The organism is Janthinobacterium sp. SUN118 (assembly GCF_030397695.1).
Taxonomy (GTDB): domain Bacteria; phylum Pseudomonadota; class Gammaproteobacteria; order Burkholderiales; family Burkholderiaceae_D; genus Janthinobacterium.
The window spans coordinates 952,345-978,404 of sequence record NZ_JAPUBV010000001.1 but is presented as its reverse complement, the minus strand read 5'-3'; the positions used below and the strand labels follow the sequence as shown (position 1 = coordinate 978,404).

Here is a 26,060-nt window from a genome sequence, read left to right as displayed (position 1 = left end):
GGGGAAGCTCAGGCTTCCCCTTTTTTTATGCCCCGCATACCTAACCCAACCCACGCCAGCCAGACCGCCAGCCATGCTCCCTGACTCCACCACCGCCCCTCCCGCCGCCGTCAGCCTGCGCAGCGCCTTCTGGTACTGGCTCAAGCTGGGCTGCGTCAGCTTTGGCGGCCCGGCCGGGCAAATCGCCATGATGCATGCGGAACTGGTGGAAAAGCGGCGCTGGATTTCCGAACAGCGCTTCCTGCACGCCTTGAACTACTGCATGCTGCTGCCGGGACCGGAAGCGACCCAGCTGGCCATCTACATCGGCTGGCTGATGCACCGCACGCGCGGCGGCATCGTGGCGGGACTGCTGTTCCTGCTGCCCTCGCTGTTGCTCCTGATCACCCTGTCCTGGCTGTACCTGGCCTACGGCCACGTGAGCGCCATCGCCGGCATCCTGTACGGCGTCAAGCCGGCCGTCGTCGCCATCGTGGCGGCGGCGGGCTGGCGGCTGGCCCGGCGCACCTTGCGCAGCCCCGGCCTGGCCGCCATTGCGGCTGCCGCATTTGTCGCCATCGCCGCGCTACATCTGCCATTTCCGCTGATCGTGCTCGGTGCCGCCCTGCTGGGCATGGCCGGCGGCCACTGGCTGCCCGGGCATTTCCATGCCGGCGCCATGCCGCATGGGGGCGCGGCCCGCTTCGGCCCCGCCCTGATCGATGACGACACGCCGACGCCATCCCACGCGCGCTTCAGCTGGCCGCGCCTGCTGGGCACGGCCGCCCTGGGCGTGGCGCTGGCCTTTCTCACCTGGCTGGGCCTGGCGCTACTGGGCGGGCGCGAGCAGCCGCTGGCGCAGATGGGCGTGTTTTTCAGCAAGGCCGCCCTGCTGACGTTCGGCGGCGCCTACGCCGTGCTGCCCTACCTGGTGCAGGGCGCCGTCGAGCATTACCACTGGATCAGCAGCGCGCAGATGATGGATGGCCTGGCCCTGGGCGAAACGACGCCCGGCCCCCTGATCATGATCGTCGCCTTCATCGGTTTTGTGGGCGGCTGGAGCCAGGCGGCGGGCAGCGCCGGCGAACATCTGTGGCTGGCCGGCATCGGTGGCGCGCTGGTCGCCAGCTGGTTCACCTTCCTGCCCTCGTTCATCTTCATCCTCGCCGGCGCGCCCGTGGTGGAAGCGTCGCGCGGCAACCTGCGCCTGAACGCGCCCCTGACGGCCATCTCGGCGGCCGTGGTGGGCGTCATCGCCAGCCTGGCCCTGTTCTTTGGTCACCATGTCTTCTGGCAAGAAAGTCCCGTGCCGCACTGGGACTGGCTGGCCGTCGGCATCGCGGCGGCGGCTGGCGTGGCGCTGATCAAGTTTCAAATGGGAACCATCAAATTGCTGCTCGCCTGTGCCATCTTCGGCCTCGTGCTATCGTATCTGCCTTGAACGACTTAACGTAAGTGGCATCACCTTTCATGGCTGACAAGATTATCTTCCTCGCCGACGCCCGCAATGGGGTGCCGGCGATACCCGACCGGCTGGAAAGTCCCAGCGGCAACGTCGCCGACCGCCTGGGCCGGCCCCTGCACGACCTGCGCATCTCGATTACCGACCGCTGCAATTTCCGCTGCGTGTATTGCATGCCGAAAGACGTGTTCGACAAGAACCACGTCTACCTGCCGCACACGGACTTGCTGTCGTTCGAGGAAATCACGCGCATCGCGCGCCTGTTCGTCGCGCACGGCGTGGAAAAGATCCGCCTGACGGGCGGCGAACCGTTGCTGCGCAAAAATATCGAAAAGCTCATCGCCATGCTGGCCGCCCTGCGCACGCCGTCGGGCCAGCCGCTGGACCTGACCCTGACGACGAATGGTTCCCTGCTGGCCAGGAAGGCGCAAGCCTTGAAGGATGCGGGCCTGAACCGCGTCACCGTGTCGCTCGATTCGCTCGACGACGCCACCTTCAAGCGCATGAACGACGTCGATTTCGCCGTCGCCGACGTGCTGCACGGCATCGATGCGGCACACCAGGCGGGCCTGGGGCCGATCAAGATCAACATGGTGGTCAAAGCCGGCATGAACGAGCAGGAAATCGTGCCGATGGCGCGCCACTTCAAGGGCACGCCCTACATCCTGCGCTTCATCGAATACATGGACGTGGGCGCCTCGAACGGCTGGAACTTGCAGGAAGTCATCCCTTCGGCCGACGTCGTGCGGCGCATCGGCGAACACATGCCCTTGCTGCCCATCGAGCCCAACTACACGGGCGAGACGGCCGCGCGCTGGCGCTATGCGGACGGCGGCGGCGAAATCGGCCTCATTTCCAGCGTCACGCAAGCGTTCTGCGGCGACTGCAGCCGCGCCCGCCTATCGACCGAAGGCAAGCTGTACACGTGCCTGTTCGCCAGCAGCGGCCACGACCTGCGCAGCCTGCTGCGCGGCGGCCACAGCGATGCCGAAATTTCCTCGGCGGTGGCGCAACTGTGGCGCGGCCGTGGGGACCGCTATTCGCAATTGCGCACCAGCCAGACGGACTTGACGGGCGGCACGCTTGAGCGCGGTAAAAAGAAAGTGGAAATGTCGTACATCGGCGGCTGAATCGGGCGCGGCGCGCGCGCGCCGCTGCTACCATGGCGTATGCATCCACATTTTCGCTTCTCATGACAGATAAACACAACATTACCGGCCTCATCCTCGCTGGCGGGCGCGGCACGCGCATGGGCCAGGCCGACAAGGGCATGCTGCCCCTGCACGGCCAGCCCCTCGTGCGCCACGTGCTGCAGCGCCTGGCGCCGCAAGTGGGCCAGCTGGCCATCAGCGCCAACGAACACGCGGGCGCCTACGCGCGCTTCGGCCTGCCCGTGTGGAGCGACGTGCTGCCTGGCCAGCTGGGCCCGCTGGCCGGCTTGCACAGCGGCATGCAGCACGCCGCCACGCCCTACCTGCTGACGGTGCCCTGCGACTCGCCGCTGCTGCCGTCCGACCTGGCTGCGCGCCTGGCCGCCGGCCTCGTCGCACACGATGCCGACCTGGCCATCGCCGTCACCGAGGAAATCGACCCTGCGACGGGACAGACGGTGCGCCGCCCGCATCCCGTCTTTTGCCTGGTGAAAACATTGGCCCTGCCCCAGCTGGACGCCTACCTGGCGGCCGGCGAGCGCCGCATGCGCACCTGGCACGGCCCCTTGAAACTGGCCGAAGTGCTGTTCGAGGATGGCCGCGCATTCGGCAACATCAATACGCCGGACGACCTGGCGGCTCTGCAGGCGCAGGGCCTGGACGTGCCGGTGGCGCAGGCCATGCTGGCCGACGCCGTCGCTCCCGTCGCGGACATCGAACAATTGCCGCTGCCGCAGGCGCTCGAGCGCATCCTGGCGGCCGACATCATCTCGCCCATCAGCGTGCCCGCGCACGACAATTCCGCCATGGATGGCTATGCGCTGCACGGTGCCGACCTCGGCGGCGACGCGCCCGTGACTCTGGCCGTGGTCGATACCATCCTGGCCGGCCGCCCCGGCACCGTCACGGTACAACGCGGGCAGTGCGCGCGCATCATGACGGGCGCCGTCATGCCGGACGGCTGCGACAGCGTGGTGCCGCAGGAGCTGGTGCGGCAAGCCGGCGAGCACGGCATTACCGTGGCGCCCGACTGCATCCGCCCCGGCGACAACCGCCGCTTCAAGGGCGAAGACTTGATGCAGGGCCAGCCGGCCTTGCTGCAGGGCAAGCGCCTGGGACCGGCCGAACTGGGCTTGCTGGCCTCGCTGGGCATCGCCACGGTGCCCGTGCGCCGCCGCCTGCGCGTGGCCTTCTTTTCCACCGGCGACGAATTGCGCTCGATCGGCGAGCAGCTCGATGCCGGCTGCATCTACGACAGCAACCGCTACACCCTGCTGGGCATGCTGACCCGGCTCGGCTGCGAGGTGCTCGACATGGGCATCGTCAAGGATCAGCCGCAAGCGCTGGAAGCGGCCCTGCGCGGCGCCTGTGCCGCTGCCGACGTCATCATCACCTCGGGCGGCGTCTCCAGCGGCGCGGCCGACTTTACGCGCGAGATCCTGGCGCGCCTCGGCGAAGTGGCCTTCTGGCAAATCAACATGCGCCCGGGCCGCCCCATGGCGTTTGGCCGCATCGCCAGCGGCGGCGAAACGGCCTTGCTGCTGGGCTTGCCCGGCAACCCGGTGGCCGTGATGGCGACGTTTTATTTCCTCGCCCGTCCCACCCTGCTGCGCATGATGGGCGCCGATGCGGACACGGCCAGCCTGCCGCTGCTGCAAGTGGCGGCGCAGGCGCCCATCCGCAAGAAACGGGGCCGCACGGAATATCAGCGCGGCATCGTCGAACGCGACGCGGACGGGCGCCAGCACGTGCGCGTGACGGGCGCGCAAGGCTCGGGCATCCTGCGCTCGATGACGCAAGCCAATTGCATGATCGTGCTGCACGCGGCGCAAGGCCACGTGGCCGCCGGCGACCCCGTCGATATCGTGCTGTTCCACGGCCTGACCTAAGTATTCGGCAACGTCATGCCCATCGGGCGTGACGCTTCCAGCCCGCACATCGTACCGCCTGCGCGCGGCGCCTCCCCCCACTCCCCCCCCTGCGCCCGCTGCGACAGCGCACCCGCGCCCATCTTCCTCATTGCCACCTTGCACGCGGACTGTGCCACGCCCCAAAAAAATGAGATAAAAATATTAATTATTTCTCGATAGAAAATATAAATAAACACAACACTAATTGTAATTATTTTATTTATTTGTTGATATTGAAGTTTCTTCGGTGATAACATCGGAACTCACCTAAAGAGTTCAATTTTGATATGATTTCCTCGAAGAAACTGGCAGCGCAACACACTCCATGGATCGCGGGCGCCTGCATGCTGGGCACAGCAGTCATATTCAGCGTGTTGTCCCTGGCGCCTCTGCCCGCCAACGCCAAAGGCATCGCGCGTGCCGACGTGCTGGACAACTGCAATTGGAACCGCCCCGGCGTCGATCCGTTCATGGGTGACGTGGTGGCCGCCGTGGACCGCTATACGGATATCGCGCCGCCCGTGCGCGAACAATTGAAGGAGCGCATGCGCGCGCGCCAGTACGATGAGATCGTGGTGATCAGCCGCGACGCCATCCGCGGCAAGGGCAATTACCAGGCGCGCATCAGCGACATGCATTTCGGCCCGGGCCGTGTCTGCCGCAATGTGACGCGCTCGGGCTGGAGCGAGCAGATGCAGGAACGGGGACTCGTGTATTGCGTGCAGGGACAATGCATCCTCGTGCCGACCATTTGCCGCAATGTCAGCCGCATCACGCAGGTGCCCGCATCGGCGCCGCCGGCGGCCGGTGCCGCTCCCGGCGGTGCCGCGCCCGTGGCCGCCGCGCCGGCTGCGCCGGCCGCCCCCGGCGTGCCCGTGATCGACAATCCCGACGCCTTGCGCGGCGGGTCCTTCACGGGCGGCGTCGCGCCGCCGGCCGTGGCCAGCATTCCCTTCCTGCCCTTCGATTATGTGCGCACCGTCGGCGGCATCGCGCCGCCGGCCGGCATGGGCGGCGGTGGCGGCGGCGGGGGTGGCGGCTATGTGGTGCCGCCAGGGTCGACGGGCAGCAGCATCATCGTGCCGCCCACCGTGATCCTGCCGACGCTGCCGCCCACCGGCCCGACGGTCTTGCCAGCCGTGCCCGAACCGCAAACCTGGGCCATGCTGCTGGCAGGACTGGCGCTGACGGCCTATGCCGCGCGCCGCCGCCGGCAGGCGCCAGCGGCATAGGCGAAGGCGCTACTCGCCGTCGCCCGCCTCGCCGGTCAGGCCGGCGTCCGCCGCGCCCAGCAACAGGGCAGCCGCGTCGCCCGGCAAGGCTTCCACGGATTTGAGCTTGCGCGCCATCTGGCGGCTGCGCACTTCCGCGCTTTCGATATTCTTCGCCGCCCGTTCCAGGGTCAGTTTGGTTTGCGTCAGCACGTCGCCGAACTTGCCAAATTCCGTCTTGACGGCGCCCAGCACCTGCCACACTTCGGATGAACGCTTTTCCAGCGCCAGCGTGCGAAAGCCCATCTGCAGACTGTTGAGCAAGGCCGTCAGCGTGGACGGCCCGGCGATGCTGACCCGGTGCACGCGCTGCAATTCATCGGCCAGGCCGGGGCGGCGCATCACTTCCGCATACAACCCCTCGGTGGGCAGGAACAGGATGGCAAAGTCGGTGGTCTGCGGCGGCGCCAGGTATTTCTCGGCGATGGTCTTCGCCTCGCCGCGCACGGCCCGCTCCAGCTCGCGTCCGGCCAGGGCCACGCCATCGGCATCGGCCCGCTCGGCCGCCTCGACCAGGCGTTCATATTGCTCTTTCGGGAATTTCGCATCGATCGGCATCCACACGGGCGCGCCGCCATCGACCATGCCCGGCAGTTTCAAGGCGAATTCCACGCGCGCGCCGCTGCCGGCCACGGTTTCCACGTTCTTCGCATACTGTTCGACAGTGAGTACCTGCTCCAGCAGCATTTCCAGCTGCACCTCGCCCCAGGTGCCGCGCGTCTTGACGTTGGTGAGCACCCGCTTCAGGTCGCCCACGCCCAGCGCCAGCTGCTGCATCTCGCCCAGGCCCTGGTGGACTTTTTCCAGCCGCTCCGACACTTGCTGGAACGAGGCGGAGAGCCGCGTCTCCAGCGTCGCATGCAGTTTCTCGTCGACCGTCTTGCGCATCTCTTCCAGGCGCGCGCCATTGTCCGCCTGCAGCTCGCGGATCTTGTTTTCCAAGGTGGCGCGCACTTCCAGCATGCGCTGCGCATTCGATTCAGTCAGCTGGGCCAAAGTCTGGTTGGTGCTGTCGGCGAAGCGCGCCAGGCTTTGCGCCTGCTCTTCGCGACCGACTTTCCCCTGCGCCTGCATCTGCGTGCGCAGGCTGTCGAGCTGCTGCAGTGTCGCCGCCTGGAATTGCGCCAGGCCGGCGGCCAGGTCTTGCCGCGTCGCCTGCGCCGACGCCTGCAGCTGCAGCCGCACTTCGCGCTCGACCCGGTCGATGCGTTCCAGGCTTTGCTGCTGGTGCTGCTGCACCAGCGCCAGCGTGGTGGCGCCATCGCCGGCGCCGCCGCGCGGACGCAGCAGGAGCAGAAGCAACAGGACGATGGCGACGACGACGGCGCCCAGCAGGCTGTAAAACTCGATTGGGCTCATGGGATCAGTCAGGTTTGTTGCGCATCCAGTCGGCCGTCTGATAGAACGACTCCATCAGGCGCACGCGCAAGGACTCTTCGATGCCCGTGTCTTCCATGGCCCAGGCCATGGCGCGCAGCCACTGGTCGCGTTCGCTCGTGCCGATGGCGTACGGCAGGTGGCGCGCGCGCAGGCGCGGGTGGCCGAATTTCTCGATGTACAAATCGGGGCCGCCCATCCAGCCCGTGAGGAAGAAATACAGCTTGTCGCGCGAGCCGTCCGTCGACGGCGGATGCATGACGCGGATGCCGGCAAACTCGGGCTCGAGCTCCATCAGATCATAAAAACGGTCGACCATGTCGCGCAGCACGGGAGCGCCGCCGATGGTCTCGTACAGGGTGGGGGCAGTGGTATCAGTCATGGCCGCCATGATAGCGCAAGCACCGCGCCCCATGCAGCGCCGGCCGCATTGCCACCCGAGCATTGCCACAATAAATGGCAATATACTTGACTGATCAAGCTTATATCAACTACCATTCAATTTTAAACACCTGGCCCGCATGGGCGCACGAACATGCCAACCTCCGCCACCCCCAACTTGATGCGCAATCGCAACTTCCGCTGGCTGCTGGGCGGCGGCCTCGTCTCCATGCTGGGCGACCAGTTCAGCATGCTGGCCCTGCCCTGGCTGGTGCTGAGCCTGACCGGCGATAGCCTCAGCCTGGGCATCGCCGTGGCCCTGATGGGCGCGCCGCGCGCCGTGCTGATACTGCTGGGCGGCACGGTCGCCGACCGCTATTCGCCCAGGCGCGTGATGCTGGCGAGCAAATTGGTCAATGCCGCCATCCTGCTGTTGCTGGCAGGGCTGCTGTGGCTGGGCCAGGCCAGCCTCGCGCTGGCGTATGCGGCCGCGCTGGCGCTCGGTATCGCTGCCGCCTTCGGCATCCCGGCAGGCTCGGCCATCCTGCCGCAGGCCGTGCCGCCGCAGGCACTGCAGACGGCCAACAGCCTGCAGATGGGCGCGCGCCAGCTGTCGCTGCTGGCCGGTCCCCTGCTGGCGGCGCTCGTGCTTGGCGCCCACGATGGCGCGCAGCAAACCGGCATGGCGGCGCTGGCCGCCGCCTTTGCCATCGATGCGCTGACGTTTCTGTTCTCGGCGTGGACCTTGCAGCAAGTCACCCTGCGGCCAGCGGCAATGTCCGCCGCGGCGCAAGGCGTGTGGCGCGACATGGCGGCGGGCCTGGCCATGGTGTGGCGCGACATCCCCTTGCGCAGCTGCTATGCCTACTGGGCCGTCGTGGCCTTCTTCGTCATGGGGCCGCTGCAAGTGGCCTTGCCCGTGCTGGCCAGCGAACGCCTGCACGGTGCCTCGGCGCTGGGCTTGCTGATGGCCGCGCATGGCGCCGGCACCCTGGCCGGCATGCTGGCCTCCAGCCTGGGCGGCGCCTGGCTGCGCCGCCGCTTCGGCGCCATCCTGCTGCTGGCCGATGCCGCCGTCGCCGTGCTGCTGATGGCGCTGGGACAAATCGACGGCAGCTGGCAAGGCGCCGCCTTGCTGGCCGTCACGGGGATGCTGGGCGGCTATCTGCAAGTAGCCATCTTTACCTGGATACAGCGGCGCGTGGCGCCAGCCATGCTGGGCCGGGCGATGGCGCTGTTCATGGCCATCTTCCTGGGCCTGGCGCCGCTGTCGGCGGCGGCCACGGGCGCGCTGCTGCGCCACCTCACGGTGGGCGAACTGTTCTGCGCCGGCGGCGCCCTGCTGCTCGCGGCCGCCATCGCCGCCGCCCTGCTGACCGGCATCCCGCGCATCGGACAAGCCGACGGCGCCCTTCAACCTTGAGAAAGCCCAAGCATGGACAAGACACAGCAAGCGGCCCTGAAAGCCGCTTACCGGCAACAAGCGCCCGCGCTGGGCATCATCGCGCTGCAGCACCTTCCCAGCGGCTGCGTGTTGCTCGAACGCAGCCGCAACGCACCCGGCGCGCTGAACCGGCACCGCTTCGAACTGGCGCTGGGCACGCACCGCAATGCACGCCTGCAGGCGGACTGGCGGCGCGATGGCGCAGCGGCCTTCCGCCTTGCCATCATCGACACCGTCCAGCCGGACGACGATCGCGCCGTCGATGCGGACGCCGAGCTCGACGCCCTGCTGGCGCTGCACCGGGCGCAACTGCTGGAACAGGGGCAGGCACTGTATTAAGCGCCTATCCCGGTAGATGCATGCCTCCGCTGCTGCCGCCCTCCAGAAGCGGAGACTGCGTTGATCGTCGTCGCATGGCTCGTCACGCGTCCTCCTCACGCCTTGTCCCGGCTCCTGATGCGCTGTCAGCAGCAGACGCTCCCTGCCGCGATAGACGCTCGGCGGCCATGCGTTACACTTGCGCACTCAAGCACTACGCAGGCTATACAAAGGACCGCCATGACCGATCACACTTCCCAGCCGCCGGACGGCGGCAGCGCGCTGGACTTCTGCCTGCGCCTGGCGCGCGCCCAGGCCATGCTGGTGCGCCGCTTCGACAGCACCCTGGGCAACCTGCATGGCTTGAGCTTTGGCGATTATCAATTGCTGTACCACTTGCAGCGCGCCCCCGGCGGGCGCCTGCGCCGCATCGACCTGGCCGAGCGCCTGGCGCTGACGGCGTCCGGCATCACGCGCTCGCTGATGCCGCTGGAAAAAATCGGCCTGGTGGCGCGCCAGGCCGACCAGCGCGATGCGCGCGTCGGCTATGCCGCCATCACGGCCGCGGGCCTGGACTTGCTGGCGCACGCGAATGCGACGGCGCAGGCGCTGGGCCAGGAATTGCTGGGCCATGCCAGCGCCGAACAGCTGGCGCCCCTGTCCATGCTACTGGGCACTATCGCCGGCAACCAGCCCGTCAGCGGCTGACGTATTCCCCTTACACCAGCGCCAGCTTGCGCAGGCGCCGCGTCGACGGCCAGCGCGCCATGCCCGTTTCCTCGCGGATGGCCGCGCAGGCCGCCAGCACGCGCGCGCAGTCATCCTCGCGCAAGCCCGCGTTCAGGGTCAGGCGCACCAGCGAGCGGTTCTTCGGCGTGGCCGGCGCGCAAAAGACGGCGCCATAGATGCCGTGCCGCTCCAACGCCTTGCGCAGGATCAGGGTATCGGGCTCGCTGCCCGCTTCCAGCGCGATGATCTGCTGCGTGCCGTCGCTGACGTTGTAGCCGAGATCGGCCAGGCCCTGGCGCAGCTGCACGCTGTGGCGGCGCAGAGCGGCGCGGCGGGCATCGGCGGCGCGGATGAAATCGAGCGCGGCGTCGAACCACGCCAGTTCATGTTCGAGCAGGCAGGAACTGAAGATGGCCGGGCGCGAGGCGGACAGAAAATAGCCCTTGAAGCGGGCCGAGCAGGTGATCAGCCCGGCCCGCCCGGCAAACGCCTTGGCCAGCGAGGCCGTGCGGAAATGCACGCGCTCGGCCAGCCCCAGCTCCACCACCAGGCCGGCGCCCTGCGGCCCGTGCGTGCCCAGCGAGTGCGATTCGTCGACGATCAGCATGCTGCCGCTGCGCTCGGCGATCTCCACCATCCGCGGCAGCGGCGCCACGCTGCCGTTCGTGCTGTACAGCGCATCGACGACGATGATGCCGGGGCCATGCTTGTCCAGCTGGCGCTGCAGGTGGGCGCCATCGTTGTGCAGGAAAGGCACGGGCGCGGCTTGCGCCGACTGCACGCCTTCCCACAGCGAGGCGTGCGCCAGCATGTCCAGGTACACGGGGATGCCGGGGCCGGCCAGGCTTTGCAGCAAGCCCACATTGGCGGCCCAGCCCGACTGCGCCAGCACGCAGGCTTCGCTGCCGAGAAAATCCGCGAACTTGCGTTCGAGGCGGTGCTGGCGGCTGCCTTCCTGCAGGAACACGGACGACATCAGCATGGCGCCGCCGCCCTGCAGGACGCGGGACTGGGCCGCCAGCAGCGCCGCCTCGCCGGCGATGTTCAGGTAATCATTGCCCGCCAACATGACCGCGCGGGCCGGCATGGCTTGCCATTCATGTAAATGTTCGCCACCGAGCAGCTTCTCGATGCGCTCGACATAGTGCTCGTCCATGCGCGCGCGCACGAAGGCCGGCAAGTGTTGTTCGGCGCGCAGTTTGCTCGATGGCAGGGGGAAAAGGGCGTTCGGCATGGGGACTCCTGGAATGGTTGCGGGGGGAACTACCGCGTCCAACATGCGCGAGCCATTCGGCAAGTGATTGATCCATCTCAACAGTTATGGCGATATATCTCTTTTTCCGGAGGAACACGCCGATGATGTTGTCTTGATTCGCCTCAACGAACACGTCCCCCGACCATGATGCATGCGCAGTCCCCTTCCGGAAAACGGTGGCAAGGCAAGATCCTCCAGCCTTTCCTGCATTTCCACGACGCCATCGAACACACGCCCACGCGGCGCGCCCAGGTGCGCACGCTGGCCGTCATCGGCGCGCTCGGCATGCCCCTGTACTACGCGCTGTGGCAGCATGTCTTTCCGCAACCCTACGAATCGTTGCCGCTGCGCACCATCGCGGCGCTGCTGTTCCTGCCCGCGCTGTGGCCGGGGCGCTTCAGCAATATGGGCTTCAGCGTGTACCTGTTCCTGGGGCTGACGTTCGAACTGCCCTTTTTCTTCACGTATATGTTCCTGATGAACCACGCCTCAACCCTGTGGGTGCATTCGCTGCTGGTGGCGCTGATCGTGCTGTTCCACTTCGATACGCGCATCGCCATGCTGGCCTACCTGAGCGGTACCCTGCTGGCCTGCCTGGCGTTTGCCGTCGTTGGCGAACCCGCCTTTCTGCTCAGCCGCGACGTCTTGCAGCAGCTGCCCGTGCACTGGTTCACGATCGCCGTGCTGTCCGTGGTCAAGGTGGGCCGTCATGTGGGCGCGCAGGAAAAACTGGCGGGACTGGCGGCCGGACTGGGCAGCGTGGCGCACGAATTGCGCACGCCGCTCGTCAGCGTCGAAGCGAACGTGCGCGGCCTGCAGCGCGGCTTGCGGCGCGATGCCGACGACGTGCAGCCGGGCGCGGCCAGCCTGGAAGCGCTGGCGCGCATCCAGTTCGAAGTGCGCCATATGCACCACATGATCGACCTGTTCCTGCTCAGCGCCAGCGCCGTCAACCGCAAGCTGGAGGCGAACGAGACGGTGGACATGCACGACAGCGTCGTCGCCGTGCTGCGCCGCTACCCGTTCACCAGCACGGCGCAGCGCGACATCGTCAAGGTCGACCTGCGCACCGACTTCAGCTTTCCCGGCCAGTCCGAGCTGTGCGTGGTGATTTTGCTGAATTTGCTGCGCAATGCCCTGAAAGGCATCCAGCGCGCCGGCAAGGGCCGCGTGCGCATCGTCATCGATGGCGCGCGTCCCATGCCGCGCCTGCTGTTCATCGACACGGGCTGCGGCATCGCGGCCAGCCGATTGCCGCTGATCTTCGACCGCTTCTATTCCTATCCCGCGCACAACGGCAGCGGCATCGGCCTGGCCCTGTGCCGGCAAATCATGCAAGCGTGGCATGCACGCATCAGCTGCGTGGCGCGCGAAGGCGCCTATGCCATCTTCGTGCTGGAGTTTCCGCAGCCGCTGGCCACGCCCAGGCCCAGGCCCAACCGTTTTCCATCCATCCACCGCGCGAGGTGACGCATGCAACTGCCCGTCTACACCCATCCGACCCTGACCGTATTGATCGACGACAGCGATTCCTTCCTGAAAAGCCTGGCGTTCCAGCTCGATCCGGGCCTGGCGCGCAAGACCTTCCACGACACCAGCAGCGCGCTGCACTGGCTGCGCCACAGCACGCGGCTGGGCGAGACGCCGCTGCACGTCAATTTCGACACGCAAAACCTGCCGCCCGACCAGTGCAACGTGGCGCTCGACATCGAACGCATCTGGCGCATCAGCGGCCAGGCGCAGCGCTTTGCCGTGCCGTCCGTGCTGGTGGTCGATTATTCAATGCCGCAGATGAACGGCCTCGAGTTTTGCCAGGCCGTGCGCGACTTGCCGTGCAAGAAGATTCTATTTACGGGGGCGGCCGACGAGAAAGTGGCCGTGACGGCCTTCAACCGGGGCTTGATCGACCGCTACATCAAGAAGAGCGACGATGACGCGCTCGACATCCTGGAACAGGAAATCGTCGCCCTGCAGCGCGAATTCTTCCTGCAGCAATCGGACACGGTGCGCGACTTGCTGATGCTGCACGACTACAGTTTCCTGCAGGACGAGGCGCTGGCCGCCGTCGTCCACGAACTGTGCCGGCGCCATGGCTTTGTCGAATTCTATATTTTCCCCAATCCCAGCGGCATCCTCTTCTTCACGCGCGATGGCCAGGCGCGGCTGATGATCATCGAGACGGAACGCAGCCTGCACACGCAGTACGAAATGGCGCGCGACAACGACGCGCCCCAGTCATTGCTGCTGGCCTTGCTGGAAATGCGCGTTATCCCGTATTTTTCCGACGCCGACAGCGACGGCATGTATGCGGCGCAGATCGGTGAAAACTGGTTCCGTTACTGCGCCGCGCCCACCATCTGCCTGGGCCGCGTGACGTACTTCTGGGCCCTGTTCGACGTGCCGCCGCACCAGCTGGGGCAGCCGGTGATGTCTTACGCGCAATTTCTGCGCGCGGGCGCGGGCGACAGCGTCAGCGCGTAGCTGGCAACCTAGCTTTCGCGCAAGGTCTGCAGCGGCGGATGCTTGAGGACATTGCGCAGTCCCAGCCAGCCGCCGGCGATCGCGCACAGGGCGCCGGCCAGCAGGCCGAAGGCCCACACGCCGGGCGCGAAGCTCCAGGCGAACTTGAACTGGTAGGTGGCCAGCGCCCAGCCCATGGCGGCCGCACCCGTCGCCGCCAGCAGGCCGGCCAGCGCGCCCACGAGCGAAAACTCGATCAGCTGCGCCTGCGCCAGCTGGCGCCGCGTGGCGCCCAGCGCGCGCAGCAGGCCCGCCTCGCGCGTGCGCTCGTCCTGCGACCCCATCAGCGCCGCATACAGCACCAGCAAGCCCGACGCCAGAGTGAAGGCAAACAGGAATTCGACGGCCGTCACCACCTGGTCCAGCACGCCCTGGATTTGCTTGAGCACGCCGCCGACGTCGACCACCGTCAAATTCGGATACTCGCGCAGCAGGGCGTTGCCCAGGTCCGCCTGCGCGGGCGGCAGGTGGAAGGCCGTGATCCACGTCTGCGGCGTGTCCGCCATGGCGGCCGGATTGATGATGACAAAGAAATTGACGCGCATCGACCCCCATTCCAGCTTGCGCAGGCTGGTAATGGCCGCTTCGACGGGCTGGCCGGCGATGTCGAAGCGCAGCTTGTCGCCCAGCTTCAGCTTCAGGGTCTTGGCGATGCCCTCTTCCACCGACGCTTCGGCGGGCGCGCCCGGGGCATTGCTGAACCACTTGCCGGCCACGAGCTTGTTTTCCGCCTGCATGGCGGCCATCGTCGACAGGTTGAATTCGCGGTCGGCCAGGCCCTTGGCGCGGTCTTCCTGGTAAGTGTCTTCCGTGATGGCGTTGCCGTTCACGGCCACCAGGCGCCCGCGTATCATCGGATACAGCGGGGCATTGGCGACACCGGCCTGGGCCAGGCGCGCGGCGATCGGCGCCTTTTGCTCGGGCAGGATATTGATCATGAAGCGGTTCGGCGCGTCGGGCGGCGTGGCGTTGCGCCAGGCCACCATCAGGTCGCCGCGCACCACCGTCAGCAGCAGCAAGGCCATCAGGCCCAGGGCCAGCGACACCACCTGGATGACGGTGGCGCCCGGACGGCGCTGCAAGGACGTGACGGCGAAGCGCCAGCCCTGGTGCCTGAAGGCGCCGCGCAGGGTCTTCAGCGACTTGATGCCCAGCCAGCCGGCCAGGCCGAACAGGGCGAAGCCGCCGAGGAAGCCGGCCGCCGTCATCAAGGCCAGCTTGACGTCGCCCGCCTGCCACAAGAGCAGCACGACGAAGGCGGCGATGCCCAGGCCGTAGGTGGCCACGGCCAGCGCCTGCGGCGGCTCCTGTTCGCGGCGGATCACGCGGTTATGCGGAACATTGCGCAACTGCAAAATCGGCGGCAAGGCAAAGCCCAGCAAGAGCAGCATGCCGGTGGCCACGCCCTGCAGGGCGGGCAGCATGGAGACGGGCGGCAAGTCATTCTGCACCAGCTTGCCCAACAGCTCCAGCAGCACCAGGTGGCCGCCGAAGCCGACGGCCACGCCGACGACGCTGCCGGCCAGGCCGACGAAGAGAAATTCGATCACGTACATGGCCGTCACCTGGTTTTGCGTCAGGCCCAGGCAGCGCAGCATGGCGCAGGCGTCGAGGTGGCGCAGCATGAAGCGGCGCGCCGCCATCGCCACGGCAACGGCCGCCAGCATGGCCGACAGCAAGCCGACGAGCGACAGGAAGCGGTCGGCGCGGTCCAGCGTCGATTGCATCTGCGGGCTGCCCGATTCCAGCGATTCGATGCGCACGCCCTTGATGGCCTGCGTCTTGATCTGGTTCTCCAGCCAGGCTTGATATTGCGCAAGCTCGGCCGCCTTGGCGGGCGGCGCCGACAGCAGCAGCCGGTACGACACGCGCGAACCGTTCTGCACCAGCGCCGTGGCGGCCAGGTCAGCGAGGGGCAGCATCACGCGCGGGGCGAAATTGAGGAAGGAAGCGCCGCGGTCCGGTTCGCTGGCGATCAGCTGCGTCACGGTGAATGCCTTGTCGCCCAGGGTCAGCGTGTCGCCGAGTTTCGCATTCAGACTGGAAAGAATCGCCGCATCGACCCACACGGTGCCGGGCGCCGGCACCTGGTCCGTTGGCCGCCCCACGGCATCTTGCGCCTCGCCGAGGTTGGTGGTGATCTTCAGCTTGCCCCGCTGCGGATAGCCGGGCGAGACGGCCTTGATGGAGGCCAGCTGCGAGCTTGACTGCTCGCCCGCGCCCGCCTGCGCCATGCTGGGAAACGTCACCGTATCGGCCAGCACGAAGCCGCGCTGGACGGCTTGCGCGCGCCAGGCCGCATTGACGGGCTGGTCGGCGCTGATGACCAGGTCGGCCCCCAGCAACTGGTGTGCGTCGCGGTTCAGGCCGGCGCGCAGGCGGTCGACGAAGAAGCCGACGGCCGACAGGGCCGCCACGGCCACGATCAGCGCGACGAGCAGGAAACGCAGTTGCCCGGCGCGCCAGTCGCGTCCGGTCATTTTGAGGGAGAGGCGAAGCATGGGCGGCGGGTCTTTATGTAGGTTATTGCGCGGCGCCGTGGGCGGCGGCGTGCTGCGCGAAGTAGGCGTCGACGGTGGCGAGGAAGACGTCTTTCTGCGCCTGCGGCAGGAAGGCGGCGATGAAGCCGTTGCGCGCCAGGCGCTGGGCGTGGGCCAGGCCCAGCGGCAAGGAATCGAAGATGGCGTCGAAGTTATCGTTCATGTAGCCGCCGAAGTACGCGGGATCGTCCGAGTTCACCGTCACCAGCAAGCCGGCGTCGAGCAATTGCACCAGGTTATGGTCATGCATCTGGTCGAACACGCGCAGCTTGGTGTTCGACAGCGGGCAGACGGTCAGGGCGACCTGTTCGCGCGCCAGACGGGCCGTCAGTTCCGCGTCTTCCAGGCAGCGCACGCCGTGGTCAATGCGTTCGACCTGCAAGTCGTCGAGCGCCGTGCGGATGTAGGCCGGCGGTCCTTCCTCGCCCGCGTGGGCCACCAGATGCAGGCCCAGGTCGCGGCAGCGGGCAAACACGCGCGAGAATTTCTCGGGCGGATTGCCCACTTCCGAGGAATCGAGGCCGATGCCGATGAATTTGTCGCGGTGCGGCAGCGCGTCTGCCAGTGTCTCGAACGCTTCTTCCTCGCTCAAATGGCGCAGGAAGCACAGGATCAGGGCCGCGCTGACGGGGCTGTCCTGGCAGGCGCGGTAGATGCCGTTGATCACGTCGGCCATCGCCACGCCGCGCGCCGTGTGGGTTTGCGGGTCGAAGAAAATTTCCGTGTGCAAGACATTGTCCGCCTCGGCGCGGCGCAGATAGGCTTGCGTCATGTCATAGAAATCCTGCTCTTTCAAGAGCACGCTTGCGCCAGCGTAATAAATGTCGAGAAAAGACTGCAAATCCGTAAAAGCATAGGCGCTGCGCAAGTGTTCCACCGATTCATAGCCCAGAGGCACGCCATTGCGCTCGGCCAGTGCGAAAATCAGTTCTGGCTCCAGCGAGCCTTCGATATGGATATGCAGTTCGGCTTTCGGCATGCCGCGCACGATCGCGCGCAGTTGTGGGTTCATCATGGGTGTTCCTTATACGGTGACTATAAAAATGCTGGCCTGCGCGCGCCAGGCGCGGTGCGGAAGATGCACGGTGGCGGCGGCCATCAAACATGCACGCATCTTAGCGCAAGATGGCTGGCCTCACCGGCGCCGGGCCGCCGCGACGGCAACAACGACCGCTGCCGGGCATGCCCCGGCACAGGCTGGCGAATTGTCGTATGATGATTCAAGAGACAGAAAAAAGTTCACTGGAAACGCTGAAAAATTTGAAGAATTATCCAATTAAATCAACAATTTACACACAAGTATTAAGGATATTACGACATATCTTTTGACTTCCTGATCCTTTAGAGCAATAATTAATTTCATGGGGTAAGGGTAGGTGCATCAAGCGCTATCAGCACATGAAAAAAAAGCCGGCTGGCCACGTCAGCACACGGCATCAAGCGCCAGTTTTTTGGTCCGGGCAATCCGGACTCGCAAAGACAGCCGGGCTTGAAACAACAATAAAAATCGATATGGGGTACAGGAAAAATTAAAGCGGCAAGCCCGGGCGAATGCCAGGCGGGCGGCCATGGTGACTGGCAATTCAGGTTGACATTAAAGGACATTGACATGACCATTTTTGATAACTACGCAGCACGCTACGAGCGCACCCGCGAAGAGGAAATGTCGCTCACCGAATATCTGGCGCTGTGCAAGAAGGACAAGCTGACGTATGCCAGCGCGCCCGAACGCATGCTGGCCGCCATCGGCGAGCCGCAACTGGTCGACACGCGCAACGACACGCGGCTGTCGCGCATCTTCGCCAACAAGGTGATCAAGATCTACCCCGCCTTCCGCGAGTTCTACGGCACCGAGGAAGTCATCGAGCAGGTGGTTTCCTATTTCCGCCATGCGGCGCAAGGCCTGGAAGAACGCAAGCAGATCCTGTATCTGCTGGGGCCCGTCGGCGGCGGCAAGTCGTCGATCGCGGAAAAACTCAAGTCGCTGATGGAACACGTGCCCTTCTATTGCCTGAAAGGCTCGCCCGTCAATGAATCGCCGCTGGGCCTGTTCAACGAGGAAGAGGACGGCACCATCCTGGAAGAGGATTACGGCATCCCGCGCCGCTACCTGCGCAACATCCCCAGCCCCTGGGCCGTCAAGCGCCTGCATGAATACAATGGCGATATCAACCAGTTCCGCGTCGTCAAGCGCTACCCGTCCGTGCTGAAACAGATCGCCATCTCGAAAACGGAGCCGGGCGACGAAAACAACCAGGACATTTCCTCGCTGGTGGGCAAGGTCGACATCCGCAAGCTGGAGGACTATGCGCAGGACGACCCGGACGCCTACAGCTATTCGGGCGGCCTGTGCCTGGCCAACCAGGGACTGATGGAGTTCGTGGAAATGTTCAAGGCGCCGATCAAGGTCCTGCATCCCTTGCTGACGGCCACGCAGGAAGGCAATTACAAGGGCACGGAAGGTTTCGGCGCCATCCCCTTCGACGGCATCATCCTGGCCCACTCGAACGAGTCGGAATGGAAGACGTTTAAAAACAACCGCAACAACGAGGCGTTTCTTGACCGTATCTATATAGTCAAGGTGCCGTACTGCCTGCGCGTTTCCGATGAAATCAAGATCTACGACAAGCTGGTGGCCAATTCCTCGCTCGTCAAGGCCCCGTGCGCGCCCGGCACGCTGCGCATGATGGCGCAGTTCGCCATCCTGTCGCGCCTGAAAGACCCGGAAAACTCGAGCATCTTTTCCAAGATGCTCGTCTACGATGGCGAAAACCTCAAGGATACGGATCCGAAAGCCAAGTCCATGCACGAATACGTGGATTATGCGGGGGTCGACGAGGGCATGAACGGCCTGTCGACGCGCTTTGCCTTCAAGATCCTGTCAAAAGTGTTCAACTTTGACAATTCCGAAGTGGCGGCCAATCCCGTGCATCTATTATATGTACTGGAACAGCAAGTCGAGCGCGAGCAGTTCGCGCCGGAACTCGAGCAGCGCTACTTCTCCTATATAAAAGAGCACCTGGCGCAGCGCTATGTGGAATTCATCGGCAAGGAGATCCAGACGGCCTACCTGGAAAGCTATTCGGAATACGGACAGAACATCTTCGACCGCTATGTAACGTTTGCCGATTTCTGGATACAGGACCAGGAATACCGCGATCCGGACACGGGCGAGAGCTTCGACCGCGAATCGCTGAACAATGAACTCGAGAAGATCGAGAAACCGGCAGGTATTTCTAATCCGAAAGACTTCCGCAACGAAATCGTCAACTTCGGTTTGCGGGCGCGGGCGTCCAACGGCGGCAAGAATCCTGCCTGGACCAGTTACGAGAAGTTCCGCACCGTGATCGAGAAGAAGATGTTTTCGAATACGGAGGAATTGCTGCCCGTGATTTCCTTCAATGCCAAGGCCAGTGCCGACGATGCCAACAAGCACGCCGACTTCGTGGCCCGCATGGTGGAAAAAGGCTATACGGCCAAGCAGGTACGCCTGTTATGCGAATGGTACTTGCGCGTACGCAAGTCATCCTAGCGCGGACAGCGGGCGCGTTCCCGCCAGCAAGACGGCGGGACGCGCAAGACGAGAAGCAAGGAGGCACCCTTTGACATACCTCATCGACAGGCGCTTGCAAAGCAAGAACAAGTCCGCCGTCAACCGCGAGCGCTTCTTGCGGCGTTACAAGAGCCAGATCAAGGATGCCGTGGGGCGCGCCATCAAGGGGCGCTCGATCACGGACGTCGAGAATGGCGAAAAGGTCAGCATCCCCGTCAAGGACGTGGGCGAACCGTCGTTCGGCCATGCGCATGGCGGCGTGTGGGAAGTGGTCAATCCCGGCAACAAGGAATACCTGAAGGGCGACCAGATCGCGCGGCCGAAAGGCGGCGCTGGCAGCGGGCGCGGCAAGGCGGGCAACAGCGACGAGACGACGGAAGACGACTTCATCTTTGAATTGTCGCGCGAAGAGTTCATGAATTATTTCTTCGAAGACTTGGAATTGCCGCACATGGTGAAAACCCAGCTGACGGCCACCACGGAATTCAAGAACCAGCGCGCCGGCTACAACATGTCGGGCACGCCATCGAATATCCACGTGCTGCGCTCGCTGCGCGGCGCGCTGGGGCGGCGCATCGCCGTCGGCGGCGGCGCCCGCAAGCAGCTGGCGCAGGCGGAGGAAGACCTGGCGGCCCTGCTGCACGAAGGCGTGCCCGACAGCGACCCGCTGGTGGTGGAACTGCGCCGCCTGATCCACCACCTGCACACGCGCTTGCTGGCCATCCCCTTCATCGACCCGTTTGACTTGCGCTACAGCAACCGCATCAAGGTGCCCAAGCCCATGACGCAGGCCGTGATGTTCTGCATCATGGACGTTTCCGGCTCCATGGATGAAACGCGCAAGGATACGGCCAAGCGCTTCTTCATCCTGCTGTATCTGTTCCTCAAGCGCGCGTACGACAAGATCGAGGTGGTCTTCATCCGCCACCACACGGCAGCGGCGGAAGTGGACGAGCAGGAATTCTTCAATTCGCGCGAGTCGGGCGGCACCGTCGTGTCGTCGGCCTTGCATTTGCTCAATAACATCATCGACGAACGCTATGGCGCCGGGCAATGGAACAGCTACGTGGCGCAGGCATCCGACGGCGACAACTGGGACAACGACTCCATGCTGTGCCGCCAGCTGCTGATCAATACCATCATGCCCAAGGTGCAGTACTACACCTACGTCGAGATCACCGACGGCCCGCAGCAAAACCTGTGGGAGCAATACGCGGGCGTGCTCGACCATCACGCCCATTTCGCCATGCAAAAGATCGTCACGCCGGCCGATATCTATCCGGTCTTCCGCGAACTGTTCAAGAAACAGGTGAAATGATGAGTGCAGCCTTTGACCGCGCCAGCAACACTCCGGGCGAACCGTTCGTGCGCCTGCGCCACCCGAACGCCCTGCCCGAGCAGTCGGAATGGACATTCGAGCTGATCGAGCAAATCCACGAGGAAATCCGCCGCGTGGCGAAACAGTTTGGCCTCGACACCTATCCGAACCAGCTGGAAATCATCACGGCCGAACAAATGATGGATGCCTACACCTCGGTCGGCATGCCCGTCTCGTACAACCATTGGTCGTTCGGCAAGCATTTTTTATCGACCGAGAAAAGCTACAAACGGGGCCAGATGGGTCTGGCCTACGAGATCGTCATCAACTCGAACCCGTGCATCGCCTATTTAATGGAGGAAAACAGCCTGACCATGCAGTCGCTGGTGATCGCGCATGCGGCATACGGCCACAATTCCTTCTTCAAGGGCAATTACCTGTTCCGCGCCTGGACGGATGCGGACGCCATCATCGACTATATGGTGTTTGCCAAGAATTACATCAGCGAATGCGAACAGCGCCACGGCGTCGACGCCGTGGAATTGCTGCTCGACTCCTGCCACGCCATCCAGAACTATGGCGTGGACCGCTACAAGCGTCCAGCGAAACTGTCGATGGCCAAGGAATATGCGCGCCAGAAGGAGCGCGAAGAGTATGTGCAGTCGCAGATCAACCAGCTGTGGCGCACCCTGCCCCGCCGCGAGGACGAGGAGGAAGAGGAAGACCAGCGCAAGGCCGTGGCGCGCTTTCCGCCCGAGCCCGAGGAAAACCTGCTGTACTTCATCGAGAAATATGCGCCGCTGCTGGAACCGTGGCAGCGCGAGATGGTGCGAATCGTGCGCAAGATTTCCCAGTACTTCTATCCGCAGCGCCAGACGCAGGTCATGAACGAGGGCTGGGCCACGTTCTGGCACTACACCATATTGAACCAGCTGTACGACGAAGGCGTGGTGGGCGACGGCTTCATGATGGAGTTTCTGAAAAGCCATACCAACGTCGTCTACCAGCCGCCCATCGACAGCCCCTATTACAGCGGCATCAACCCGTATGCGCTGGGCTTCGCCATGATGAGCGACATCCGCCGCATCTGCGAACACCCGACCGATGAAGACCGCGCCTGGTTTCCCGACATGGCGGGCAGCGACTGGCGCAAGAGCCTGGACTTTGCCATGCGCAATTTCAAGGATGAAAGCTTTATCGCCCAGTACCTGTCGCCGCGGCTGATCCGCGAATTTCACTTCTTTGCCGTGCTCGATGACGACAAGAATGAAAAGCTGGCCATTTCCGCCATCCACGACGACGCCGGCTACCGCTATGTGCGCCAGCAGCTGGCGGAGCAGTACAACCTGGGCAACCGCGAGCCGAATATCCAGGTGTGGTCCGTGAATACGCGCGACGACCGCGCCCTGACCCTGCGCCACACCCAATTCCAGCGCCGGCCGCTGAACCAGCAGGCGGCGGAAGTGCTCAAGCACGTGGCCCGGCTGTGGGGTTTCGACGTGCACCTCGACACGGTCGATCCGCAGGGCGTCGTGCTCGGCACATTAAATTGCCGTCGGGAAAAGCGTAACCGGCGCGATGACCCGGTTGTCCGGCCATAAAATGATTTGTTGATAATAATCAATAGCAAGAATATAAGCGCTTCCTATACCTACATAGGAATTCAGTATGGCTAGACGGCCTCGTAACGGTCGTCAAAAGGCTCTTTTTTGACCTGGATAAAGTCCGTAATGCACCCGCTTGGTGCACGTGAACGGCTAAGTGGTCTGGTTCCGCGCCAAAATATTTCCAAAAAGAAAGATTTTTCTCCAAATTTAGCAGTTTCCATATTGAATATCACGAAATATAATTCCGCCAGATCGGCACATCGGAGAACTTAGCAGTGGTAGCCCGAAACGGCTGTAAAAAACCGATAAGACCGCCTTTTTTTCTGTCCGAAAGCGTGCAAAGATGACATAAGCAAGTACGTTTTCAGGGCGCAAAAGCGCCAAAAATTTAACCGGTTTTAGGCGTTAAAAATCTGTGTAAAATAAAGAATTCGTATGTATAATTCGGCGACGTCCCGGATACGGCTGGAGCTTTGTGTCGTCATTTTGGGGTTCAGTTGCAAGACAAGAGATGGTATTTGGAGAAAGCAGGCATGAATTTTTCGAACGAGAAAAGTCCCAAGAACTACACAGGCATCACTATCGTTGTCCTGCTGCACGTTCTCGCGGCTTACGGGATCGTGACGGGCTTGGGCAAGCGGTTGGTCACCAAAATGATGGAACCGGTTGAAACCAAGATTATCGAGGAAGTCAAACCGCCTCCACCGAAGGATCTTCCACCGCCACCACCGCCGCCAGAAATGAAGGCGCCACCGCCGCCATTCATTCCGCCAGTCGAGGTGAACGTGCAGCAGCCGCCACCACAGCAGAACGTGATTGCAAATACGACTGCCGTGAAGCCAGCCACGAATGTATTGGCACCGCCAGCACCGCCTGCACAGCCTGCGCCAACTCCTGGACCAGCCAAATCGGTGCGTACGCCGGCCGTGGTTGACTTCAGTGTCTGCGAAAAACCGGCTTATCCAAAGTCGTCGCAGCGCAACGAGGAAACCGGTGTGGTGACACTGTCGTTCCTGATCGGTGTAGACGGCAAGGTCGCTGATTCGAAGATCGTGAAGTCAAGCGGCTTCAGAGACTTGGACAAAGCCGCGGTGCAAGGTATCAGCCGCTGTACATTTAAGCCGGCAACAGTTGACGGCAAGCCGGAACAAGGCTGGCAGCAAATGCAATACGTTTGGTCGCTGGATTAAAACCCGAGACAGTTATCCCCTGTTTCACACTATGATTTCGTTGTCATTACGTTCAGCGATCTGTTATTTTTAATTTTGGAGGAAGCATGTTTAAGAATACCCGTTTGTCCGCATTTTTTGCCGCGGTTCTGTTGTCCGTCACCGCTACGACCGCTCTGGTAGCAGCACCGGCATTCGCTGACGCGCCAGCATCGGCTGCCGCTTCCGCTCCAGCGGCAGACGCAGCACCAGCACCAGTTGCCGCTGACGCAGCAGCTCCTGCAGCAGACGCAGCCGCTCCAGCCGCTGATGCAGCCGCTCCAGCCAAAACCGAAGAAGTCCACAACCCATTCGGCCTGCAAGCAGTGTGGGACGGCGGCTTCGTGCCACGCGCCACCCTGATCATCCTGGCCATCATGTCGATCGGCAGCTGGTACATCATCATCACCAAGCTGATGGATCAAATGAAGATCTTCAAGCAAGCTAAAGAAACCGCTGCCAAATTCTGGAAAGCTCCTTCGATCGCTGCCGGTTCGGCAACCCTGACCGAAGGCTCGCCATTCCGCTTCATCGCTGAATCGGGCACCAAGGCAACGGCTCACCATGACGGCGCCCTGCTGGAACAAATCGATCTGTCGACCTGGGTGACGATGTCGATCCAGCGCGCTTCGGACAAAGTTCAATCGCGTCTGCAAGATGGCCTGTCGTTCCTGGCAACCGTTGGTTCGACCGCACCGTTTATCGGTCTGTTCGGTACCGTTTGGGGTATTTATGGCGCGCTGACCAACATCGGCATGACCGGTAACGCTTCGATCGATAAAGTTGCAGGTCCAGTTGGTGAAGCACTGATCATGACCGCTTTCGGTTTGCTGGTCGCTGTTCCTGCCGTTCTGGGTTACAACTGGCTGGTTCGTCGTAACAAAACCGCAATGGAAGACGTACGCTCGTTCAGCGCCGACGTTCACTCGGTACTGATCTCCGGCGCAATGTCGACCAGCGAAGCTGGCCGTGCTGCCGGCGCTAAAAAGATCGGATAAGAATCATGTCGATGTCCGTCGGCTCCGACAGCGGAGATGAAGATCAAGTAATGTCAGAAATCAACACGACGCCGCTCGTCGACATCATGTTGGTTTTGCTGATCATTTTCTTGATCACCAGTCCGGTTGTCCTCAAATTGCAGAAAATCGATCTGCCGATCGAGGCCAACCAAGCCCTTCAAAGCAAGCCAGAAAACGTCAACATCGTTGTCAACAAGGATGGCGAGATCTATCTGGGCCAGAAGAAACTGAAAGACACGAACGAACTGTTCGATTATCTTAAAGTTGAAGCAGTGAAAGTACCGCAGCCGGAAGTACACGTTCGTGGCGACCAAGAAACACGCTACGAATCGATCGGCCGGGTTATTTACACGACCCAACGTGCCGGGATCCAGAAGGTCGGCTTCATCACCGAACCACCTGACAAGGGCTGATAGCGACTGACAGCGGCGTCCCGGCCACACAGGGACGCCACTGGCAGGAGCTTGCCGGGCAGCGGCATCGCCCGGCGCTTCGTTGGACTTCTTAAAGGAAATACTATGAGTATGAATGTCGGTTCGGGTAGTTCGCCAAACGCGGATCCGGAACCAATGATGGAACTGAATATGACGCCCCTCATCGACGTGATGCTGGTGCTGATTATCATGTTGATCATCACGATTCCTAAGCAAAACCACTCGGTGAACCTGAACATGCCGGTCGGCACCCCGCCGCCACCGACAACGGAACCAGTGGTCGTCACGATCGATGTCGATTTTGATGGCACTATCTTGTGGGACAATCAGGTCGTTCCTGATCGTAATACGCTGGAAGCCAAGCTGAGCAACATCGCTGCGCAAGCAGACCAGCCGGAAGTGCATCTGCGTCCTAACAAGCTGGTGGAATACAAAGTCGTCGCCGGTGTGATGGCGTCGGCGCAGCGTCTGGGCGTGACCAAAATCGGTCTGGTCGGCAACGAGCAATTCCAGTAAGCTGTTGCATCAGGTTCTCTTTACATCCGAATAGGCAGGACTTCCTGCCTATTCGCTTTTTACTGAAA

The 26,060-nt window shown here is 63.3% G+C and carries 22 protein-coding genes; 16 read left to right on the top strand and 6 right to left on the bottom strand.

From position 1 onward, the window contains the following. The first annotated feature begins 73 nt into the window (after positions 1 to 73). The 3 genes from chrA to glp all read left to right on the top strand — a co-directional run bounded on the left by chrA (position 74) and on the right by glp (position 4,481). The gene (gene chrA, locus O0880_RS04460; protein WP_289885263.1) at positions 74 to 1,420 is read left to right on the top strand and encodes a chromate efflux transporter; all 1,347 of its coding nucleotides are present in this window, start codon (positions 74 to 76) and stop codon (positions 1,418 to 1,420) included. A gap of 29 nt (positions 1,421 to 1,449) precedes the next feature. After that, positions 1,450 to 2,571 (top strand): GTP 3',8-cyclase MoaA, encoded by a 1,122-nt coding sequence (gene moaA, locus O0880_RS04455; protein WP_289885262.1) that lies wholly within the window; start codon positions 1,450 to 1,452, stop codon positions 2,569 to 2,571. 62 nt (positions 2,572 to 2,633) lie between these two features. Beyond that, positions 2,634 to 4,481, top strand: coding sequence for a gephyrin-like molybdotransferase Glp (glp, locus tag O0880_RS04450; RefSeq protein ID WP_289885261.1), 1,848 nt, complete (start codon positions 2,634 to 2,636; stop codon positions 4,479 to 4,481). On the opposite strand, the gene O0880_RS04445 is transcribed toward glp, so the two are convergent. Beyond that, positions 4,478 to 4,759 carry a hypothetical protein gene (locus O0880_RS04445; RefSeq protein ID WP_289885260.1) on the bottom strand — a complete coding sequence of 94 codons (282 nt, stop codon included), beginning with the start codon at positions 4,757 to 4,759 and terminating at the stop codon, positions 4,478 to 4,480. The genes glp and O0880_RS04445 overlap by 4 nt on opposite strands. An 87-nt stretch (positions 4,760 to 4,846) precedes the next feature. Here O0880_RS04445 and O0880_RS04440 point away from each other — a divergent pair, with 87 nt between their 5' ends. Next, on the top strand, positions 4,847 to 5,734 hold the full coding sequence (locus O0880_RS04440; protein WP_289885259.1) for an MHFG family PEP-CTERM protein: 888 nt from the start codon (positions 4,847 to 4,849) through the stop codon (positions 5,732 to 5,734). Positions 5,735 to 5,743: 9 nt separating this feature from the next. Here the strand turns inward: O0880_RS04440 and rmuC are convergent, their stop codons facing one another. Further along, positions 5,744 to 7,132, bottom strand: a complete 1,389-nt coding sequence (gene rmuC, locus O0880_RS04435; protein ID WP_289885258.1) for a DNA recombination protein RmuC — start codon at positions 7,130 to 7,132, stop codon at positions 5,744 to 5,746. 4 nt (positions 7,133 to 7,136) lie between these two features. Further along, on the bottom strand, positions 7,137 to 7,541 hold the full coding sequence (locus O0880_RS04430; RefSeq protein WP_156894688.1) for a group II truncated hemoglobin: 405 nt from the start codon (positions 7,539 to 7,541) through the stop codon (positions 7,137 to 7,139). 144 nt (positions 7,542 to 7,685) lie between these two features. On the opposite strand from O0880_RS04430, the gene O0880_RS04425 reads away from it, so the two are divergent. The 3 genes from O0880_RS04425 to O0880_RS04415 all read left to right on the top strand — a co-directional run bounded on the left by O0880_RS04425 (position 7,686) and on the right by O0880_RS04415 (position 10,001). Then, on the top strand, positions 7,686 to 8,954 hold the full coding sequence (locus tag O0880_RS04425; RefSeq protein WP_071322353.1) for an MFS transporter: 1,269 nt from the start codon (positions 7,686 to 7,688) through the stop codon (positions 8,952 to 8,954). 12 nt (positions 8,955 to 8,966) lie between these two features. Continuing rightward, positions 8,967 to 9,314: a GIY-YIG nuclease family protein gene (locus tag O0880_RS04420; protein WP_289885257.1), complete on the top strand. Its 348-nt coding sequence runs from the start codon at positions 8,967 to 8,969 to the stop codon at positions 9,312 to 9,314. A gap of 219 nt (positions 9,315 to 9,533) precedes the next feature. Further along, positions 9,534 to 10,001: a MarR family winged helix-turn-helix transcriptional regulator gene (locus tag O0880_RS04415; RefSeq protein WP_071322351.1), complete on the top strand. Its 468-nt coding sequence runs from the start codon at positions 9,534 to 9,536 to the stop codon at positions 9,999 to 10,001. Between the two features lie 10 nt (positions 10,002 to 10,011). Here O0880_RS04415 and cqsA read toward each other — a convergent pair whose 3' ends face one another. Next, on the bottom strand, positions 10,012 to 11,256 hold the full coding sequence (cqsA, locus tag O0880_RS04410) for an alpha-hydroxyketone-type quorum-sensing autoinducer synthase (RefSeq protein ID WP_289885256.1): 1,245 nt from the start codon (positions 11,254 to 11,256) through the stop codon (positions 10,012 to 10,014). Positions 11,257 to 11,421: 165 nt separating this feature from the next. Here cqsA and O0880_RS04405 point away from each other — a divergent pair, with 165 nt between their 5' ends. Both O0880_RS04405 and O0880_RS04400 read left to right on the top strand, forming a co-directional pair. After that, complete coding sequence (locus O0880_RS04405; protein ID WP_289885255.1) at positions 11,422 to 12,747, top strand: HAMP domain-containing sensor histidine kinase; 1,326 nt, start codon at positions 11,422 to 11,424, stop codon at positions 12,745 to 12,747. Positions 12,748 to 12,750: 3 nt separating this feature from the next. After that, entirely contained in the window at positions 12,751 to 13,758 is a 1,008-nt protein-coding gene (locus tag O0880_RS04400; RefSeq protein ID WP_071322348.1) for a response regulator, read from the top strand. Positions 13,759 to 13,766: 8 nt separating this feature from the next. Here the strand turns inward: O0880_RS04400 and O0880_RS04395 are convergent, their stop codons facing one another. Beyond that, entirely contained in the window at positions 13,767 to 16,298 is a 2,532-nt protein-coding gene (locus O0880_RS04395; protein ID WP_289885251.1) for an FtsX-like permease family protein, read from the bottom strand. A 22-nt stretch (positions 16,299 to 16,320) separates the two neighbouring features. Further along, entirely contained in the window at positions 16,321 to 17,352 is a 1,032-nt protein-coding gene (locus tag O0880_RS04390) for an adenosine deaminase (RefSeq protein WP_071322346.1), read from the bottom strand. A 594-nt stretch (positions 17,353 to 17,946) separates the two neighbouring features. Here O0880_RS04390 and O0880_RS04385 point away from each other — a divergent pair. From O0880_RS04385 to O0880_RS04355, 7 genes are all read left to right on the top strand, one after another. Further along, positions 17,947 to 19,869, top strand: a complete 1,923-nt coding sequence (locus O0880_RS04385) for a PrkA family serine protein kinase (RefSeq protein ID WP_034754154.1) — start codon at positions 17,947 to 17,949, stop codon at positions 19,867 to 19,869. A 70-nt stretch (positions 19,870 to 19,939) separates the two neighbouring features. Beyond that, on the top strand, positions 19,940 to 21,208 hold the full coding sequence (locus O0880_RS04380; protein ID WP_071322345.1) for a YeaH/YhbH family protein: 1,269 nt from the start codon (positions 19,940 to 19,942) through the stop codon (positions 21,206 to 21,208). After that, positions 21,208 to 22,809 carry a SpoVR family protein gene (locus O0880_RS04375; protein WP_071322344.1) on the top strand — a complete coding sequence of 534 codons (1,602 nt, stop codon included), beginning with the start codon at positions 21,208 to 21,210 and terminating at the stop codon, positions 22,807 to 22,809. Before O0880_RS04380 ends, O0880_RS04375 begins: the two co-directional genes overlap by 1 nt. A gap of 539 nt (positions 22,810 to 23,348) precedes the next feature. Then, positions 23,349 to 24,005, top strand: coding sequence for an energy transducer TonB (locus tag O0880_RS04370; protein WP_034754161.1), 657 nt, complete (start codon positions 23,349 to 23,351; stop codon positions 24,003 to 24,005). Positions 24,006 to 24,091: 86 nt separating this feature from the next. Beyond that, on the top strand, positions 24,092 to 25,021 hold the full coding sequence (locus tag O0880_RS04365; protein WP_232251050.1) for a MotA/TolQ/ExbB proton channel family protein: 930 nt from the start codon (positions 24,092 to 24,094) through the stop codon (positions 25,019 to 25,021). A gap of 5 nt (positions 25,022 to 25,026) precedes the next feature. Then, a complete protein-coding gene (locus O0880_RS04360; RefSeq protein WP_071322342.1) occupies positions 25,027 to 25,455 on the top strand; it encodes a biopolymer transporter ExbD in 429 nt (142 codons plus the stop codon). A gap of 105 nt (positions 25,456 to 25,560) precedes the next feature. Further along, positions 25,561 to 25,992, top strand: a complete 432-nt coding sequence (locus tag O0880_RS04355) for a biopolymer transporter ExbD (RefSeq protein WP_198043873.1) — start codon at positions 25,561 to 25,563, stop codon at positions 25,990 to 25,992. Positions 25,993 to 26,060 lie beyond the last annotated feature (68 nt).

What these genes read in the sequence shown, in the direction of transcription:
- O0880_RS04360 (WP_071322342.1), top strand. Translation starts at nt 25,027, where the DNA reads ATGTCGATGTCCGTCGGCTCCGACAGCGGAGATGAAGATCAAGTAATG.
- O0880_RS04420 (WP_289885257.1), top strand. Translation starts at nt 8,967, where the DNA reads ATGGACAAGACACAGCAAGCGGCCCTGAAAGCCGCTTACCGGCAACAA.
- O0880_RS04440 (WP_289885259.1), top strand. Translation starts at nt 4,847, where the DNA reads ATGCTGGGCACAGCAGTCATATTCAGCGTGTTGTCCCTGGCGCCTCTG.
- O0880_RS04405 (WP_289885255.1), top strand. Translation starts at nt 11,422, where the DNA reads ATGATGCATGCGCAGTCCCCTTCCGGAAAACGGTGGCAAGGCAAGATC.
- O0880_RS04400 (WP_071322348.1), top strand. Translation starts at nt 12,751, where the DNA reads ATGCAACTGCCCGTCTACACCCATCCGACCCTGACCGTATTGATCGAC.
- O0880_RS04395 (WP_289885251.1), bottom strand. Translation starts at nt 16,298, where the DNA reads ATGCTTCGCCTCTCCCTCAAAATGACCGGACGCGACTGGCGCGCCGGG.
- O0880_RS04375 (WP_071322344.1), top strand. Translation starts at nt 21,208, where the DNA reads ATGAGTGCAGCCTTTGACCGCGCCAGCAACACTCCGGGCGAACCGTTC.
- O0880_RS04445 (WP_289885260.1), bottom strand. Translation starts at nt 4,759, where the DNA reads ATGTTATCACCGAAGAAACTTCAATATCAACAAATAAATAAAATAATT.
- O0880_RS04430 (WP_156894688.1), bottom strand. Translation starts at nt 7,541, where the DNA reads ATGGCGGCCATGACTGATACCACTGCCCCCACCCTGTACGAGACCATC.
- chrA (WP_289885263.1), top strand. Translation starts at nt 74, where the DNA reads ATGCTCCCTGACTCCACCACCGCCCCTCCCGCCGCCGTCAGCCTGCGC.
- O0880_RS04355 (WP_198043873.1), top strand. Translation starts at nt 25,561, where the DNA reads ATGAGTATGAATGTCGGTTCGGGTAGTTCGCCAAACGCGGATCCGGAA.
- O0880_RS04365 (WP_232251050.1), top strand. Translation starts at nt 24,092, where the DNA reads ATGTTTAAGAATACCCGTTTGTCCGCATTTTTTGCCGCGGTTCTGTTG.
- O0880_RS04425 (WP_071322353.1), top strand. Translation starts at nt 7,686, where the DNA reads ATGCCAACCTCCGCCACCCCCAACTTGATGCGCAATCGCAACTTCCGC.
- rmuC (WP_289885258.1), bottom strand. Translation starts at nt 7,132, where the DNA reads ATGAGCCCAATCGAGTTTTACAGCCTGCTGGGCGCCGTCGTCGTCGCC.
- O0880_RS04385 (WP_034754154.1), top strand. Translation starts at nt 17,947, where the DNA reads ATGACCATTTTTGATAACTACGCAGCACGCTACGAGCGCACCCGCGAA.
- cqsA (WP_289885256.1), bottom strand. Translation starts at nt 11,256, where the DNA reads ATGCCGAACGCCCTTTTCCCCCTGCCATCGAGCAAACTGCGCGCCGAA.
- glp (WP_289885261.1), top strand. Translation starts at nt 2,634, where the DNA reads ATGACAGATAAACACAACATTACCGGCCTCATCCTCGCTGGCGGGCGC.
- moaA (WP_289885262.1), top strand. Translation starts at nt 1,450, where the DNA reads ATGGCTGACAAGATTATCTTCCTCGCCGACGCCCGCAATGGGGTGCCG.
- O0880_RS04390 (WP_071322346.1), bottom strand. Translation starts at nt 17,352, where the DNA reads ATGATGAACCCACAACTGCGCGCGATCGTGCGCGGCATGCCGAAAGCC.
- O0880_RS04415 (WP_071322351.1), top strand. Translation starts at nt 9,534, where the DNA reads ATGACCGATCACACTTCCCAGCCGCCGGACGGCGGCAGCGCGCTGGAC.
- O0880_RS04370 (WP_034754161.1), top strand. Translation starts at nt 23,349, where the DNA reads ATGAATTTTTCGAACGAGAAAAGTCCCAAGAACTACACAGGCATCACT.